Annotated in this window: 14 protein-coding genes; all 14 read right to left on the minus strand. The window is 41.7% G+C overall.

Going from position 1 to position 16674, the window contains the following annotated elements; all coding sequences use genetic code 11:
• Window positions 1–113: 113 nt before the first annotated feature.
• The 14 genes from gnd to galF all read right to left on the minus strand — a co-directional run bounded on the left by gnd (window position 114) and on the right by galF (window position 16662).
• Complete coding sequence (gene gnd, locus OGV50_RS15320) at window positions 114–1520, minus strand: NADP-dependent phosphogluconate dehydrogenase (protein WP_200090801.1); 1407 nt, start codon at window positions 1518–1520, stop codon at window positions 114–116.
• Between the two features lie 177 nt (window positions 1521–1697).
• Complete coding sequence (locus tag OGV50_RS15325) at window positions 1698–2774, minus strand: glycosyltransferase family 4 protein (protein WP_115614719.1); 1077 nt, start codon at window positions 2772–2774, stop codon at window positions 1698–1700.
• On the minus strand, window positions 2771–4405 hold the full coding sequence (locus OGV50_RS15330; RefSeq protein WP_115614718.1) for an asparagine synthase-related protein: 1635 nt from the start codon (window positions 4403–4405) through the stop codon (window positions 2771–2773). Before OGV50_RS15330 ends, OGV50_RS15325 begins: the two co-directional genes overlap by 4 nt.
• Window positions 4402–5457, minus strand: coding sequence for a CapA family protein (locus tag OGV50_RS15335; RefSeq protein WP_115614717.1), 1056 nt, complete (start codon window positions 5455–5457; stop codon window positions 4402–4404). Before OGV50_RS15335 ends, OGV50_RS15330 begins: the two co-directional genes overlap by 4 nt.
• Window positions 5447–6721, minus strand: coding sequence for an oligosaccharide flippase family protein (locus tag OGV50_RS15340; RefSeq protein WP_115614716.1), 1275 nt, complete (start codon window positions 6719–6721; stop codon window positions 5447–5449). Before OGV50_RS15340 ends, OGV50_RS15335 begins: the two co-directional genes overlap by 11 nt.
• On the minus strand, window positions 6711–8045 hold the full coding sequence (gene wzy / locus OGV50_RS15345) for an O-antigen polysaccharide polymerase Wzy (RefSeq protein WP_200090803.1): 1335 nt from the start codon (window positions 8043–8045) through the stop codon (window positions 6711–6713). The genes OGV50_RS15340 and wzy overlap by 11 nt, the downstream gene beginning before the upstream one ends.
• A gap of 96 nt (window positions 8046–8141) precedes the next feature.
• Window positions 8142–9560: a phosphomannomutase gene (locus OGV50_RS15350; RefSeq protein WP_115614714.1), complete on the minus strand. Its 1419-nt coding sequence runs from the start codon at window positions 9558–9560 to the stop codon at window positions 8142–8144.
• A 5-nt stretch (window positions 9561–9565) separates the two neighbouring features.
• Window positions 9566–10312: a glycosyltransferase family 2 protein gene (locus OGV50_RS15355; RefSeq protein WP_286488611.1), complete on the minus strand. Its 747-nt coding sequence runs from the start codon at window positions 10310–10312 to the stop codon at window positions 9566–9568.
• Complete coding sequence (locus OGV50_RS15360) at window positions 10312–11718, minus strand: mannose-1-phosphate guanylyltransferase/mannose-6-phosphate isomerase (RefSeq protein ID WP_115614712.1); 1407 nt, start codon at window positions 11716–11718, stop codon at window positions 10312–10314. The genes OGV50_RS15355 and OGV50_RS15360 overlap by 1 nt, the downstream gene beginning before the upstream one ends.
• Before the next feature lie 5 nt (window positions 11719–11723).
• Window positions 11724–12182: a GDP-mannose mannosyl hydrolase gene (locus OGV50_RS15365; protein ID WP_115614711.1), complete on the minus strand. Its 459-nt coding sequence runs from the start codon at window positions 12180–12182 to the stop codon at window positions 11724–11726.
• A 7-nt stretch (window positions 12183–12189) separates the two neighbouring features.
• The gene (gene fcl, locus OGV50_RS15370; protein WP_200003431.1) at window positions 12190–13155 is read right to left on the minus strand and encodes a GDP-L-fucose synthase; all 966 of its coding nucleotides are present in this window, start codon (window positions 13153–13155) and stop codon (window positions 12190–12192) included.
• A gap of 4 nt (window positions 13156–13159) precedes the next feature.
• Complete coding sequence (gene gmd / locus OGV50_RS15375) at window positions 13160–14278, minus strand: GDP-mannose 4,6-dehydratase (RefSeq protein WP_115614709.1); 1119 nt, start codon at window positions 14276–14278, stop codon at window positions 13160–13162.
• Window positions 14279–15472, minus strand: a complete 1194-nt coding sequence (locus tag OGV50_RS15380) for a glycosyltransferase family 4 protein (protein ID WP_147294127.1) — start codon at window positions 15470–15472, stop codon at window positions 14279–14281.
• A gap of 290 nt (window positions 15473–15762) precedes the next feature.
• On the minus strand, window positions 15763–16662 hold the full coding sequence (gene galF, locus OGV50_RS15385; RefSeq protein WP_115614707.1) for a UTP--glucose-1-phosphate uridylyltransferase GalF: 900 nt from the start codon (window positions 16660–16662) through the stop codon (window positions 15763–15765).
• Between the last annotated feature and the right edge of the window lie 12 nt (window positions 16663–16674).

The following is a 16674-nucleotide window of genomic DNA, read 5'->3' on the forward strand; positions in this document are numbered from 1 at the left end:
TATCTTCATTCTCTGAGCGCCTTGTGCTTTATTCCCTGCCACATACCGTTTCACGCAATAAAAAAGCCCGGAGGAACACTCCGGGCCTTATTTTTATCGACTGCTAAATCAGATTAATCCAGCCACTCTGTGTGGAACACGCCTTCTTTATCAGTACGCTTATACGTATGCGCCCCAAAGTAGTCACGCTGCGCCTGGATCAGGTTCGCAGGAAGAACGGCTGCGCGATAGCTGTCGTAGTAGGCAACAGCGGCAGAGAACGTCGGAACCGGGATACCATTCTGCACGGCATACGCAACCACATCACGCAGCGCTTGCTGATAATCGTCCGCGATTTTCTTGAAGTACGGTGCCAGCAGCAGGTTAGCGATACCCGCATTTTCTGCATATGCGTCGGTGATTTTCTGCAAGAACTGTGCACGAATAATGCAACCGGCACGGAAGATCTTCGCAATTTCGCCGTAGTTCAGATCCCAGTTATATTCGTCAGAAGCGGCACGCAGCTGGGAGAACCCTTGTGCGTAAGAGACGATCTTACCGAGGTAGAGCGCGCGACGGACTTTCTCGATAAATTCCGCTTTGTCACCCGCAAGCTGCGCTTTAGGTCCCGACAACACTTTAGACGCTGCAACACGCTGCTCTTTCAGAGAAGAGATATAACGTGCAAAAACGGATTCCGTGATCAGCGACAGCGGCTCGCCCAGATCCAGAGAACTCTGGCTGGTCCATTTGCCGGTGCCTTTGTTTGCCGCTTCATCCAGAATCACATCAACCAGATATTTACCCTCTTCATCCTTTTTGGTGAAGATGTCTTTGGTGATATCGATCAGGTAGCTGTTCAGCTCGCCTTTGTTCCACTCAGTGAAAGTCTCTGCCAGCTCTTCGTTAGACATATTCAGGCCACCTTTCAGCAAAGAATAGGCTTCTGCGATCAGCTGCATGTCACCGTATTCGATACCGTTGTGAACCATTTTCACATAGTGACCGGCACCATCGGCACCAATATAGGTCACGCAAGGTTCGCCATCTTCTGCAACTGCGGCAATTTTAGTCAAAATCGGCGCAACCAGTTCGTAGGCTTCTTTCTGACCGCCAGGCATGATAGATGGGCCTTTCAGCGCCCCTTCTTCACCACCGGAAACACCGGTACCAATGAAGTTAAAGCCTTCAGCAGAAAGTTCGCGATTACGACGGATAGTGTCCTGGAAGAACGTGTTACCACCATCAATGATGATGTCGCCTTTATCCAGATACGGCTTCAGGGAATCGATAGCAGCATCAGTGCCCGCCCCTGCTTTCACCATTAACAGGATACGACGAGGCGTTTCAAGGGATTCAACAAACTCTTTTACCGTGTAGTAAGGCACCAGTTTTTTGCCTGGGTTCTCGGCAATCACTTCTTCGGTCTTTTCACGGGAGCGGTTGAAAACGGAGACGGTATAACCACGGCTCTCGATGTTGAGCGCCAGGTTGCGCCCCATCACTGCCATACCGACGACGCCGATCTGTTGCTTGGACATTACATACTCCTGTCAGGTGTGGTCACCGCGCGACTTGTGTGCGGTGTGAATGTGACTTAGATGTTAACTCAGGAACGGTAACGGTCAATAGTATTTATTGCGGTATAGCGCTATTCTAGAAGAATATGTTTGACAACTGATTTTTTATAAAACTGCAAGCATACAAGACCGCAAATATTATTTTTTATCAAAATTTTTCACGGTAGCCGTGAAGCGTAAAACCATATCTTCCACATTGAATGTTTTTCGCACCGTTTCGAAAGCATTATCTCTGAGAATCACCTTCTGCTCTACCGGAAGCCCGGCATAGTTATTGATCGCGTGGCAAAAAGATTCAATGTCATTTTCAGCATACCCGAAACCATTGAACCCGTTTCTGAAAGCAGCATACTCAGGCATATGCATCTCTCGTGAATTATGCACAACCGTTGGCAATCCATAATTAAACGCATGGATTAAACTCAAACCTACAGAGCCGGGGTAAACAAAAACATCAGCTTGAAGCATAACGCGTGCGATATCATCCTCACTAAACATTGCGCCATACCATATGATTCTTTGAGCAACACCTTTCGATTGCGCTAAGTGCATCAGCTCTTTTTTAAGCGTGCCATCACCTATGACTGAGAGCGTAACTTTGGGCGCTAAATGCTGCATTGCCTCAATAACGAAAGCAAGATTGGCCTTTTGGGTTATCCGGCCGACAAAAAGCAAGCGAGTATGATCGCTGAAGTGATGAACCATATTGCTGCCTGCGATCGCCTGGCGTATGACGTCTGAATCAAGACCGTTATTCAAAGCATAACAGTTTTCTCTACCCAACTGTTCTCTTTCATATTCGGTATAGACTAAAACAACATTAGCTATACGCATCATCTTAATACGTAATGAGGCGAAAAATCCATACGAGCCAGCAGACCATCCGTGTCCCCACCAGATCGTTTTGATGCCACGAATTTTACACAGCAGCAGCAGAAGCATGTAGTTCAAAATTCGAGGGTTGCCGTTGACAACAACGATATCACCCTTGTTTATCCCTCTAATCAAGGGCAACCTGCGATGCCAGAACAGTTTATTGAAAATTACCGAAAATCCTCTTCCCCATTTGACATTTGCAAAATCATCAACCGATTTCACGCCCAGAAAGTCGACTTTGTTAGAAAAAATTTCAACATCATAAATTTTTTCTAAACGGTGAAAAAACGGAATGCGATATTTAGGAATAGCCGGCTGAACGAAGATAACTTTTTTCATGCTGCGTCCCACTTATTTCTGATATATGCCAGTGGGAATAAAACCTGCAAATCTCTTAGATTTTTTAATTTGTGCGAACTCATATTGAGTTTTTTCATGATGCGATTAACACCACGAGTGGAGTTAAGATACATATTAGCTTCTTGCCAAAAAGAAAGTTCACCAACATCATCAAATAAGTGATTATAACTTACCGAATCTTTAAACAAACAACTCAGATCGGTGGAACGCATGATGACTTTAATATTAGTAAAATCACTTCTTTTATAAGCCAGTAGATCGAGGTTATTTACATAATTACTTTTTAATGGGTTCCACGTCTCTTTAATCTCCAGACCTAAATCTCTAAGTATCTCCTTTTGCCATTTACGATTACGTCTTTCGTCTTCTGGCAAAGAAAGCATTTTGACGGCTATTTCCTTATTCAGGAACGGCGTTACGGTGTTTAATCCAAAAAAACGTGGTAAGGTCATTAAATAACTTATCAAAATTATTTTCATTTGAATACGATTTAAGGCATCAAATGTTAATAACCCTTCGTTTCTGAGCTCAGTAAGATATTGGTTTTCCAGAACAGCGTCATCATCAAACTCTTTCAGTTTCCCGAAAATATCCTGAGACAGATTCAAACCATGTGAATAACCCAATTGCTGAATATCAGCTACTGATTTTATTTCTACCGGGTTATTACCAGCCCAGATGTCCGCAAATATACCGCTTAGCAACATATCATAGGCACTATCACTACATATTTTTCTATAGAAATCAATATGATACATACCATGAGCATGTTCACTTGCGCCATAGAGATCTACCCATTGCCCCATTAATCCATAGAAATTTGTTAAGGGAATCCGCTGCCAAGGCATTGAAAGTCTTTCAGCGACAATGGATGCATTCACTGACTCATAATTTTTACTGTTGCCGCTGTAGGTAAAAGCATACACGTTTTCTTTACTGACAACACCTGCCAGTAATCGTGAGTCCAGACCACCGGAAAGGGGAAGAACAATTTTCTCTCGTTTATCAATTTTGCTATCTAGATAATCTTTTATCTCAGAAATTATTTCATTAGCCGTAGACTTATTTTTGGTAAGACGGGTTATATCATCAGAAAAACGAGGGTTTTTGATTATTTCGAACCGTTCAACCCCAAGCCTGATAGTACTATTGGGTGTCAAAAATTTGATGTTTTCAAATGGCGTGCTGCCTTGAAAGCTGTAGCCGTAGCGGAAATAGGCGTTACACCCCGTTTTATCAAACGAGATTGAATCAATAACCGCATTGTAAAAAGTGGAAACTACTTTTGTTTCTTCATTATAGAACAACGGCAACGATGCCAGCCAGTCATTTTTTACTGTTATCTGATCGGCCTCAAGAGCAATACCAAGCCCGTGATCGTCTACAGAGAAGATATGTGACTCATTTACTTTACCGATAAAAATCTCTTCAGCTTTGGTATCACACTGATATTTATCGTTAACGCAAAGTTGGATAATAAAATTATTATGGCTAAATTCAATGAATTCTACAGGAAAAGCTGATTTTATATTCTCCTTAATTGTCTTTTCCCATAAAGATGATAATTTACTACTGACAGGATATATTGTTATACCTACAACTCCAATCATTTTAATTTATCCTCCAGATACTCCAGTTGCACAAATCGGTGGGTTTCAAATCTCAGGTTATGCAGATGAAAATCAAATTGCCTTTTTGAACGATTCTTAAAAAATGGCAGTCGCACCAACGGCGTTTTATATACCATCGCGCTTATAAATCTTTTATAGTCAATCTTGCAATACTTATTATATTCTTCCTCAGTAACCTTATGATATTTTGCAACTTTGTGGTTCAGTAAATCATCAAGCTCATCAGCCCTATCATAGATATCTAATGTGCTATTATCATATCGCGTATAATACACACTAGCTTCGAACCCTGCCGAGTCAAACTTAAAGGAAACGCACTGGCCTACATTACTATACTCATGACTTCCGCCGCCCTGAAAAACAAAATTCCCAAGACTATAATAGATCACGCCATCCTTATAATATTCGTATCGCTGAGGAACATGGGGATGATGGGCGACAACTGCACAAACACCAAAATCAATGAATTTTCGGTAGATTTCTGACCACGAAAGCAAAGGAGAAAGTTCATTTTCAAGGCCGGCATGCACGATCAGAATGACTTTAAAGCCATTATTTAACGCTTTCGCCAATTGATTGTAGAGCGAAGTATCTAAAACTGAAGTAAACCCGGGTTTATCATTAACGCTCACGCCATATTCTGATTCTGCAACGTTGAATATGGCTACTTTGATAGTTCCATCATCAGAAATGATTTTCTGATAGTCTTTGCCATACTCACCATGGATCACAAAACCATGGTCTTTAAGAATCTCACTGCTATTTTCAGCTGCCCGAATGCCATAATCGTAATAATGGTTGTTAGCGATACAAACATCTGTAATCGACATTCTTTTTAATTTTTCGACAACCGCGAGATCGTGTTTTAAAACTGCCCCAACTTTTTCTCTGGGCTGCTCATTATTATCAACAACAGGAGCCTCGAAGTTAACGATATTTCTGTCAGCGGCTTTTAATAATTTTTCCACTGAGTCAGTTAAAACAATGTCTTGTGATTTAAAATACACATCACCAAAAATATTAACTATCATTATTCTTACACCTTTGATAAACCGAATGCAGTAGAGAAAAACCACAGGTAATAATACTTTTAAGCATTAACAGGGAAATATCCCGCACGCGAGGTATAAATAACGGAATAAGTAAAGTAGTCGAGAATTGACTTATCACAGTCGCAATTGCCGCACCTTTAGTACCCATAAGAGGTATGAGCGCTAGATTCAATAAAGCATTTAGCGCAACCCCAGAAAAGACGAAGAAGGGAATATATCTCTGCAGATTCTCCAAAACCAGTACCTTGGCCCGGCCAATCCCGATAAAGACGGGAATAACCTGGAGCATCAAAATGATAAATAGAGGAATTGATTGTTGATATTCGGCACCAAAGAAATATTTTATAACCAGCGTACCTCCAATGCTTGCTGGTATCAGGACAACCATAGATGCCAAAAATAGGCCATCGAAAAATTTTCGGTAGTTTATTTTATTTTGATTTCTGACCAGCCATGGATACACCGAGTTAGCAATGACGATAGGCAAAAAGTTTGCTGCTTCAGCAAATCTTACAGCCAAGCTATACTGCCCCACAGCACCCTTACCGAGGAAATAGTCGATAAAATAAACATCCATCCTCATATAGATTATTATTGCAAAGGAAGAAAGCATGAATGGGAAGCTAGTGGTGAATAACTCGCGTATTTTCTTAACATCAAAAATAGCTCTTGCTAATGAATATGCCTGTCGTCTGCCGCGATGCATATTTAGATAGCACCACGAGCCATATATAATCGGCTCTAACACGAACACAAAATACACCCAACGGCTATGATCGGAGAAGTAAACAAAAAACAGGAAAATTATCGTTATTGCGTAAGAACAGATCCTTCCCCAGAATATCACTTCACCACGCATATGGGATATTAGGTAATATTCATAGGTATTCAACACATTTAAAATACAAACGATACAAAAAATTATGTAGAATGTTTTATTATTTATTACAAAGTGACCACAAATTAGCAAAAAAATAGCTACTGCCAAGCGTACCGATATACCAGCAAACAACCATTCATACTGTTGCTCGCTTTCAACATTTTCTGTTATTTTCTTAACCAGAGTATGTTCGAAACCGAAAGTACCGACCCCTAAAGCTATCGTAATGGTAGTAGCTAATAACGAAAACTCACCAAAGCCTATGTTTCCTAAAACTTTAGCAGCAATATATGTCATTAAGAAAATATACACAATCCTGAATATTTTATCAGAGAACTGATAAATAAAATTCTTAATTGCCAAAGTTAATCCGCCTAATCAGAGTCGAAACGAAAGAAAGAATAAGAAGCATCATTAAAAAATATACAGCAAGGGGGACGACAGAAAATAATCCGGATCGATACAGGAAACCTAACGGTAAGATAATCGTCGTAGCCAATCCATACTTGATACTGTTACTTGAAGAGAAGCCATCCAAGTTACGCAGCACAATACCAAATATTATTGCAAAGAGAGCGAGCAGAATAATACTCCCCTGCGCATATATGGAAAAGTCCAGTACGACAGTCCACCCCAGACCAACCCCTTTCCAGTACAATTCTGGATTCAGATAAAAACCAAGGTAATTTGCGAGGTTAGCATCATAGGGATTGAAGTCGATGAAGAATGAAGCTAACCGTGATGCCATGGGAATGAAATTTTGAACTAACGCTACACCAGGCCAGTCTGAAATATACGAACCAAACGGCAGAACAATAAATGTTGTCCCCATATCATAGAGAATTTTCGCCAGCATATTATATTGCGAACTTGTCGTTCTCATCATTGCGCTCATATACTGCACGCTCGCCAGTATAATTAAAGCAGCAATCCCCAGCTTAACAATATTGATATTTTTCTTGTACAGCCAGAGCCATAATATTATGTATGTCATCATTGGGCCACGCGCCCCCATGAACAAAAGCGCAAAGCTATAGCAAAATAAGACAATCATCAGGATATTTAAAGGCCTCCGGCAATTCTCTTTAGCAACCAAACCAATCGTAACCAGTAGCAGCGTAATGAAAATGCTGGAAGAATCATTGGCATTTTCTTTCTTTACAATATATAACGCTGCGTATCCGTACTGGCTAACGGTGGCATAAAGGTCTTTCAGAACAAGAAAAATGCCAATAACAGTTATTACGATAATCAAATATGAGAAATAGCTGATAATATCTTTGTTAATTTCAAGTTTGAACAGTGCATTTCCCACTCTAAATGGCGGTATCAAATAGCCTAAAAATACCATATCGAAAAACAGCATATAGACTGAAAGGTACTTAATTACTTCTTCACTACTCAGATTTATGTTATAGAAAAAATCTATTGACTCAATTTTAAGTCCGGGATCGAGATAATGGCCAATAAATCGGCCAAGAATAAATAAACCAAACGGTGCCTGAAAAACCAGTAGTGTAGTGATTTCTTTTTTGTCATAAGAGCTTAGAAAAACAAGAATAATATATGATATCAGGCAGAAAATATAATAACCATCATCCAGCACGACAAAGGACTGAGGAAATAAATAAGATAATAAATTAACAGAAATCGTGAATAATAAAAAAATAAAATAGAATTTTTTCATAGAACCCATGCTATTTTGATTAGCTTATCATATTTCAATAAAAAGAGAAGGCAGTCATGGCCATCTAATATCGCAAATCACGTCTATCAACAGCGACTACTTAGACGTCTCAATATTACTTATTGTAATATTTACGTACTGCTTCGCCTTCATTTCGCTAGTAGACTCAGCATAACAGCGGAGTTCAGGGGCATTTCCTGATGCTCTTAGATGTAAGATATCATCATTGTTTAATGTCAAGCGTATGCCATCCAACAGATTGATATCCTTAACTGATAAAGAAGCGAAACCACTATCTGATATAAACCCATCGGGATCAGTCTTAATTTTATCAAAAAGCGCCACGTTTTTTTCTGCAGGAAAGTTCTGTATTCTGTCGGACCATGTAAAGCGTGCGGGCAAACTTTTGACAATGTCAGATATTTTTTCTTTTTTAGCTCTAACCAGCAACATCAAAGCAGGTAAAACTGCGTCTCTGGTAGGCAAAGCTCTTAAAACTGAGCTGTTCACATTGATATCAGAAGCCAAAAGGAAACCGCCATTGGCCTCAAAACCGGCAACAGACTGATAATCCTTTAAGTCAGCAAAAGCTGAAATAACATACGGAGATCCAATCCGTGTACGTTCTACTTTCCTGAACTGAGAAGTTAATTCAATAGCCGTATTGCAACTAAGCGGAACAGCTAAAGCCTGAATATTCAGTTGAAGTGAAGCCAAAAGGCCAAGGATATCACCTCTTAGCCATTCACCATTTTCATCGGAGATAAGGGGACGATCACCATCTCCATCAGTAGAAAAAATAGCATCAAGCTGATACTCGTGCACCCATTTTTGCGCCAGCGCCCGATCTTTATCACTGACGGCCTCGGTATCAATAGGCACAAACTCATCGCTACGCCCTAATGAGATAATTTCTGCACCTAATTGCTTGAAAATAAGTGGATAAATATCTCTGCCCGCGCTCGAATGCTCGTAGATACCAATCATCTTGCCCGCCAAAAGACTGCTGTCAAACAGTGAAGTATATCGTTTCACATATAAATCGGCAGCATCTTTCTGCTCAATCAGATTTGGCAACCACTGCGATTCAGGAAAATGGTATACTTCGGATAAAATTGCGGATTCATCGCTTTTGGAAATTTCGCCATCCGGTCTGTAAAACTTGAGACCGTTCCTGTCAAAAGGAATATGACTGCCTGTAACCATTATGCCAGGAATAGCGTTTATTGCAGTATAATAGGCAAGCGCAGGTGTCGGTATTGTTCCCTGGAATTCCACTTCATGTCCCTGTCCGATAATAGCCGCAGCACAAGCTTGGGCAATCAGGTAGCTACTTGGACGATTATCAATGGCTAACGCTACTTTTTTAACATCATATCGCTTAGTTAATATTTGCAAAAAAGCGTGAACAAATGCGGCACACAGATCAGGCGTAAAATCAACTACCAGGCCTCTGGCACCACTTGTACCAAAGGTAACCCCACTGTTTTTGATAACTTCTTGTGTATTGAGCATAAGATTTACTTCTTGATAAACTGCGGAAGTTTCGAAAGATTTTTAAATGCGAGCGCAAGCGGCCATACAATACCGTTACTCTTCATAATCTTTATATCTTCCTTTGATTTACAAAACATAGTACTTAACGAACGGTTGCTTATTCCACCTACGCGCATTTTGACCAGTATTTTTGGCAGATATGAAACAGTAACACGCTTGGTATAGATATAACGTAATAAAGAATCGTAATCAGCAGATATGCGATAACTTAACGAAAAACCTCCATACTCTTGATAACATGAACGTTTCATATAAAAAGACGGATGTGGCGGCATCCAACCCAGCTTCATTTTGTTACGGCTGAATATTCCACTTTTCCACAGGCGAATTCGCTTGCCGGTGTCTTCCTGACCGACGTATTCAAGATCACCATATACTGCATCACTACCACTCGACTTAAAGGCATTTACGATATCTTCGATTACATTATCATAGGCGAGCATATCATCGGAGTGTAAAAAACCAATAATATCACCCGTTGCGGCATTGATACCCTTATTTAGAGCATCATAGATACCTTTGTCCGACTCGCTGATAATTTTACTTACCCTACTACATTTCTCACGGACAAGATCTAAAGTGTTATCTTTTGAAGCACCATCAACAATAATGTACTCAATATTTTGATATGTCTGATTTTCTAATGAAAATAATGTATCAGCGAGAGTTTTCTCACTATTATAAGTGGCTGTGATAATTGATACTCGCATTAATAACCAACTCCTGAGGAAGATACTCGCACGACATCATCCTCTTCAAGATAAACTCCGGAACGTACTTCAATTATTTCCAATGGAATCTTGCCAGGATTTTCGATTGCATGTGGGGTGCCAACGGGAATGTAAGTGGATTCGTTTTCTGAAACCAAGTATGTTTTTTCTTCGAGATGAACTTTAGCTGTTCCAGATACGACTACCCAATGCTCTGTTCTGTGATAATGAATCTGTTTAGCTGTAATCTGTCCAGGCAATACGATGACATGTTTAACCTGATAACGCTGACCTTCGGCTATAGTATCATGGCTGCCCCAGGGGCGGAAAATTTCCCGATGCTGTAAATATTCTGACCGGTTAGTTTCTTTGAGCCGGGAAACAATTTTTTTGACCTGCTGCACTTTATCTTTATGAGCAACCAGAATCGCATCTTTTGTTTCAACAACAACCATATCCTCAACACCCACCACGCCGATCAGGCGATGTTGAGAATAGAGATAGCTATTAGATGAGTCTTCGACAATGATGTCACCGCGGATTGTGTTTCCGTACTCGTCTTTCTGGCTGATATCCCACAGGGCAGACCAGGAGCCGACGTCGCTCCATTTAGCATCCAGCGGAACAACGATCGCTTCTGACGTTTTTTCCATCACCGCATAGTCTATCGATTCTTCAGGACAGCTTTTAAATGAAGCGTTATCAAGCCGAATAAAATCAAGATCCTGTGTCGCCGAAGCTAAAGACTGTTTACAGGAAGCCAGAATATCCGGGCGAAACTTTTGCAGCTCATTTATAAAGACTGAAGCTTTAAACATGAACATTCCACTATTCCAGAGATATCCTCCGTCAGTGAAGTAGCGGTTAGCCACTTCCGCATTGGGTTTTTCAACAAAGGCAGCAACCTGATACCCTTCGCCTTTTAGTTTATCGCCCGTTTTAATATAGCCATATCCCGTTTCGGCAGAGGTGGGCACAACACCAAATGTCACAAGCTTGCCTTCACTGGCAAATTGCTGTGCGGCCTCAAGACTTCGAATAAAGCTCTCTTCATCACGAATTTCATGATCCGCTGCAAGCACCAGGAGGGTTGGATCTTCATCTTTTGAAAGCGCTTGTAAAGCGGCCAGCGCAACTGCTGGGGCAGTGTTACGACCATCTGGTTCAAGCATGATCCCGCTGTGTGACAACCCCTCTTTGCGTAATTGCTCCGCTACGATGAACCGATGAGATTCATTACAAATGATCAACGCAGGTGTATGTTCAACATTATCAAGACGACGCAACGTCTCTTGTAACATTGTCAGGCAGCCATTTAGTGAGAGGAATTGTTTTGGATAAAGCGTACGTGACAGCGGCCATAGCCGAGTCCCGGAGCCACCGGCCATGATGACTGGAAGTAACATATCTTTTACCTTGGCAGGAAATAATTCTTAGTATACTGATGGACATCGTTACTGGCGAAGAGCTCTTCAGGCTCGAACCATTTAAAAACTCTGTGTTGTGAATCAGGGAATTGATGCTGTTCGTCAACTTCGATATTTAGCTGGTAACCATGAACCACGTAGTGGGTCGAAAAATCAGTTCCCGTGATATTATCATTATAAAAATGCTCAAATACCCCAAGAAATAAACCCTGTTCTAATGAAACATCAAGATTAAGCTCCTCCGCGGTTAACCTAGAAAAAGCGTTCCTGAAAGTCTCATCTTTATATATACGCCCACCGGGAACAAACCAAAAGTCTTTAGCAGGTCGATTCTGGCGCTGGCCCAAAAGCACCTGTCCCTGCTTATTGATAATTACGAGATCGACAGAGATCAGGGGGGTGTTTTCAATAATGGTTTTAAATAACGCCAACTCCAGTTTCATCTTAAACTCACCCCCTAGTCGTATTCAGATTAGACAAATACCAGTTATAAGTAAGCTGCAGACCATCCTGCAGATTATACCGATACTGCCAGCCTAAGTTCCTGAGGCGGTTAACGTCCATTAATTTTCTGGGTGTTCCATCCGGCTTTGATGCGTCAAAAACGATTTTTCCCGTATATCCGACTACGGTCGCCATCGTTTCAGCCATTTCACGGATAGTACAGTCTTCACCAGTGCCGACGTTAATATGCGAAACCATGGATTGAGTATTTTCCTGATAGATTTTCTCATCCAGTTCCATTACGTGAACAGAAGCTTCAGCCATATCATCTACATATAAAAACTCGCGCTTCGGCGTTCCCGTGCCCCAGACAACCACCTCAGACTGATTTTCAACCCTAGCTTCATGGAAGCGCCTCATCAGCGCTGGGATAACATGTGAATTCTCAGGATGAAAATTATCATTAATACCATACAGATTCGTCGGCATCACGCTGCGATAGTCACGTCCATACTGGCGATTATAGGATTCGCATAGCTTGATACCGGCGATTTTGGCGATGGCATACGGCTCATTGGTAGGCTCCAGCGTGCCGGTAAGCAGCGCTGTTTCCTTCATCGGTTGTTCCGCCAGCTTCGGATAGATGCAACTGGATCCGAGGAAAAGAAGCTTTTGGATCCCAGACTCATGAGCAGAATGGATAATATTGCATTCGATCATAAGATTCTGGTAGATAAATTCAGCGGGATAGGTGTTATTGGCATGTATGCCTCCCACCTTAGCAGCCGCCAGATAAACCTGATCGATTTGTTCTGCAGCAAAAAATTTCTTAACCTCTTCCTGAGAGGTTAAATCAAGTTCAGCATGAGCTCTGACGACCAGTTCAACGTCATCTCGCCCTTCCAGAACGCGGCAAATTGCCGATCCCACCATACCGCGATGTCCGGCAACATAAACTCTTTTTTTAGACATTAGGTTAACGCTCCATTGAGACAGAAACATCGTACCCATGCGTTTTGAGCAATGCATGCTGCTTCGCTTTTGATAAATCATTCGCAATCATTTCAGCGCACATCTCTTCGACGGTAATTTCAGGAACCCAACCTAATACTCGTTTCGCCTTCTCCGGTTCTCCGAGCAGCGTTTCAACTTCTGCCGGACGGAAATAGCGCGGATCGACCCGAACGATCACATCGCCGACATTAACTCCGGTCGCACAATCGTTAAGCTTCTTCACGACAGTGCCAATTTCATCCACGCCAGTGCCTGTAAACTCGATTTCGAGCCCGACCTCTTTTGCAGACATCCTCACAAAGTCACGTACTGATATTTGTTTGCCTGTGGCAATGACAAAATCTTCCGGCTTTTCCTGCTGCAGCATCATCCACTGCATGCGGACATAATCTTTAGCGTGTCCCCAATCGCGCAGTGAATCCATATTTCCTAAATATAGACAGTTTTCAATTCCCTGAGAGATGTTTGCAATTGCGCGTGTGATTTTACGCGTGACAAACGTTTCTCCGCGACGGGGAGACTCATGGTTAAACAGGATACCATTACAGGCATACATGCCATAGGATTCACGATAATTTACCGTAATCCAGTACGCATAAAGCTTAGCGACCGCATAAGGAGAACGCGGATAGAAAGGCGTAGACTCGCGCTGAGGAATTTCCTGCACTAAGCCATACAATTCCGAGGTGGAAGCTTGGTAAAATCTGGTTTTTTTATCCAGCCCTGAGATACGAATAGCTTCCAGCAGGCGTAACGTGCCGAGCGCATCAACATCCGCTGTATACTCCGGCGATTCAAATGACACAGCAACGTGAGACTGCGCACCTAAATTATAGACCTCATCAGGTTTGATTTTCTGAATTAAGCGAACCAAGTTTGAGGTATCAGTTAAATCCCCATAATGTAAAATAAATTTAGGGTTTTCTGCGTGCTGATCTTGGTATAGGTGGTCAACTCGCTCAGTGTTGAATGAGGAAGAACGACGTTTAATCCCATGAACTTCGTAACCTTTTTCCAACAAGAACTCAGCCAGATATGAACCATCCTGTCCGGTCACGCCTGTAATCAATGCTGTTTTCATTTATTCCTCGGTAATAATATCTGTTATTCTTTGAATGTAGTTCTCAGGAGAATAAAATGTTCTAGCTAACTTCATGTTGCTTTCAGAAACATCAATGAAGCGCGTTTTATTTTCATGAATAAGGTTAATAGCATCAGACAGAGCTTGTTGGCTCTCTTTTTCCACAATTATTCCATGCTCATTATTTACAAAGTCTTTCAGGTAATTATGGTTGGTAGTGATAATTGCGCAGCCATAATACATCGCTTCGATGATAGAAATGGGCTGAGCTTCAGAGCGGTAAAAAGTGGGTAATACAAAAATATCAGTATTCAAAAGAAGATCGTTTTTTTGCTTCCCTTTTACAACGCCCACATACTTAATGTAATTAACCGTTGAGATCTCTGCATCAATCAGACTGCTTAATTCATTCTCGGAATAATATTCATCAGAACATATCGCTCCGGCAAGAATGAGCTTCACGGGGACACCGGCCTCGTGCGCCTGCTTTACAGCTCTGATCAGATGCAATACACCTTTCGAGTACATTAAGTTTGACAGATAAACGAATTGAATCTCATTTTTCTGAAGAATGTTTTTATTACCGAATTCAGTCAGACCAGAGTAACAATTCGAGACAACCAGCAAGCGCATTTTTTCATATGCTTTATATTGCTCTTTCATTGCCTCTGTCAGCACGATTGAAATATCGATTTTATTATATACAAAGTCAATAATTGACTGAATAAATCGAGGCTGTTTATTTCTGAAATAGAGAAAATCAGAACCATGTAAATGGTTAACTATTTTTGCTCTAAATAACCAACCAACCAAAATAAAAAATGAATCGCGAAAAAATCCTAAATAAGTTCGACTTGTTGTGATATACACAACTTTAACGCTTAGCAGATACATTAAATTCAATGCGACAAACATAAACATAGACAGAAAGTAATGTAAAAAAACCTTGCATTTACTTCCGGAGAAATCAAGATAATCAACGAGGGATTTCTTACCCTTATAATTTTTATAGATGAGATTAAAAGCTACGGATTGACCTGTTATTTTACCTGAAGAAGGCCCAACAAAAAACACAAACATATTTATCTCATAGCATATAAATTGACCAGAATTATTGTAGTGGTGGGCCAAGCTATCGCCCCTTGAAGCGCTTTTACCTCTTAATGAACAGAGATGCCCATATTTTTCAGGCACGCTACCGCCCCTGGCTTTACAGCTACCAGTCCACTACGCGTTTAGCAAAGATATTACGAGCCCATTCTGCTTAAGCAGAATGCTCCCAAATTCAAACGCTAATTGTCTTACCAAACGCAGTGAGAAACAAGGGAAAATGCATCAAAATCATAACTTAAATTTGGTAGTTAACTCATTATTATTTAATAACTTACATAAACAAAAACGACAGCAACATTCTGATTTTCCCTCAGGTTTTCAGAACGTTTACTGCCGTTATGATTAGTCCTCTCACCACCGCAGGCGATGAATTAGTACTGCTCGTTAAGCAACGCCTCAATTCCCTTCCGAAACTTCGCTCCTTCCTTCAGGTTGCGCAGCCCGTACTTCACAAACGCTTGCATATAGCCCATTTTCTTACCGCAGTCGTAGCTATCGCCTGTCATCAGCATGGCGTCAACAGACTGTTTTTTCGCCAGTTCTGCAATTGCATCCGTCAACTGGATACGGCCCCAGGCGCCAGGCTCTGTTCTTTCCAGTTCTGCCCAGATATCTGCCGACAACACATAGCGACCTACCGCCATCAGATCTGAGTCCAGCGTCTGCGGTTGATCCGGCTTTTCAATAAACTCAACAATACGGCTGACTTTCCCCTCATTATCCAGAGGTTCTTTGGTCTGGATAACGGAATACTCTGAAAGGTCGCCTTTCATGCGTTTTGCCAGCACCTGGCTGCGCCCCGTTTCGTTGAAACGCGCTACCATTGCCGCAAGATTATAGCGAAGCGGATCGGCCGTCGCGTCATCAATGATGATATCAGGCAGCACCACCACAAACGGGTTGTCGCCAATCACAGGACGCGCGCATAAAATGGAATGCCCCAGACCCAGCGGTTGAGCCTGGCGAACGTTCATAATCGTCACGCCTGGTGGGCAAATGGACTGCACTTCCGCCAGCAACTGACGTTTCACGCGTTGCTCCAGAAGTGACTCTAATTCGTAGGAGGTGTCGAAGTGGTTCTCTACCGCATTTTTGGAAGCGTGAGTAACCAGAACGATTTCTTTGATCCCAGCAGCAACAATTTCGTCAACAATGTACTGTACCATCGGTTTGTCAACAATCGGCAGCATCTCTTTGGGGATTGCCTTGGTGGCAGGCAACATGTGCATACCCAGACCAGCTACCGGAATAACTGCTTTCAAATTAATCATTATTTCATCCAC

The organism is Citrobacter sp. CK180 (genome assembly GCF_030333655.1).
Lineage (GTDB): Bacteria > Pseudomonadota > Gammaproteobacteria > Enterobacterales > Enterobacteriaceae > Citrobacter_B > Citrobacter_B koseri.

Coding starts and splice junctions, on each gene's coding strand:
- gnd (WP_200090801.1), bottom strand. CDS start 1,520: ATGTCCAAGCAACAGATCGGCGTCGTCGGTATGGCAGTGATGGGGCGC.
- OGV50_RS15325 (WP_115614719.1), bottom strand. CDS start 2,774: ATGAAAAAAGTTATCTTCGTTCAGCCGGCTATTCCTAAATATCGCATT.
- OGV50_RS15330 (WP_115614718.1), bottom strand. CDS start 4,405: ATGATTGGAGTTGTAGGTATAACAATATATCCTGTCAGTAGTAAATTA.
- OGV50_RS15335 (WP_115614717.1), bottom strand. CDS start 5,457: ATGATAGTTAATATTTTTGGTGATGTGTATTTTAAATCACAAGACATT.
- wzy (WP_200090803.1), bottom strand. CDS start 8,045: ATGAAAAAATTCTATTTTATTTTTTTATTATTCACGATTTCTGTTAAT.
- OGV50_RS15350 (WP_115614714.1), bottom strand. CDS start 9,560: ATGCTCAATACACAAGAAGTTATCAAAAACAGTGGGGTTACCTTTGGT.
- OGV50_RS15355 (WP_286488611.1), bottom strand. CDS start 10,312: ATGCGAGTATCAATTATCACAGCCACTTATAATAGTGAGAAAACTCTC.
- OGV50_RS15360 (WP_115614712.1), bottom strand. CDS start 11,718: ATGTTACTTCCAGTCATCATGGCCGGTGGCTCCGGGACTCGGCTATGG.
- OGV50_RS15365 (WP_115614711.1), bottom strand. CDS start 12,182: ATGAAACTGGAGTTGGCGTTATTTAAAACCATTATTGAAAACACCCCC.
- fcl (WP_200003431.1), bottom strand. CDS start 13,155: ATGTCTAAAAAAAGAGTTTATGTTGCCGGACATCGCGGTATGGTGGGA.
- gmd (WP_115614709.1), bottom strand. CDS start 14,278: ATGAAAACAGCATTGATTACAGGCGTGACCGGACAGGATGGTTCATAT.
- galF (WP_115614707.1), bottom strand. CDS start 16,662: ATGATTAATTTGAAAGCAGTTATTCCGGTAGCTGGTCTGGGTATGCAC.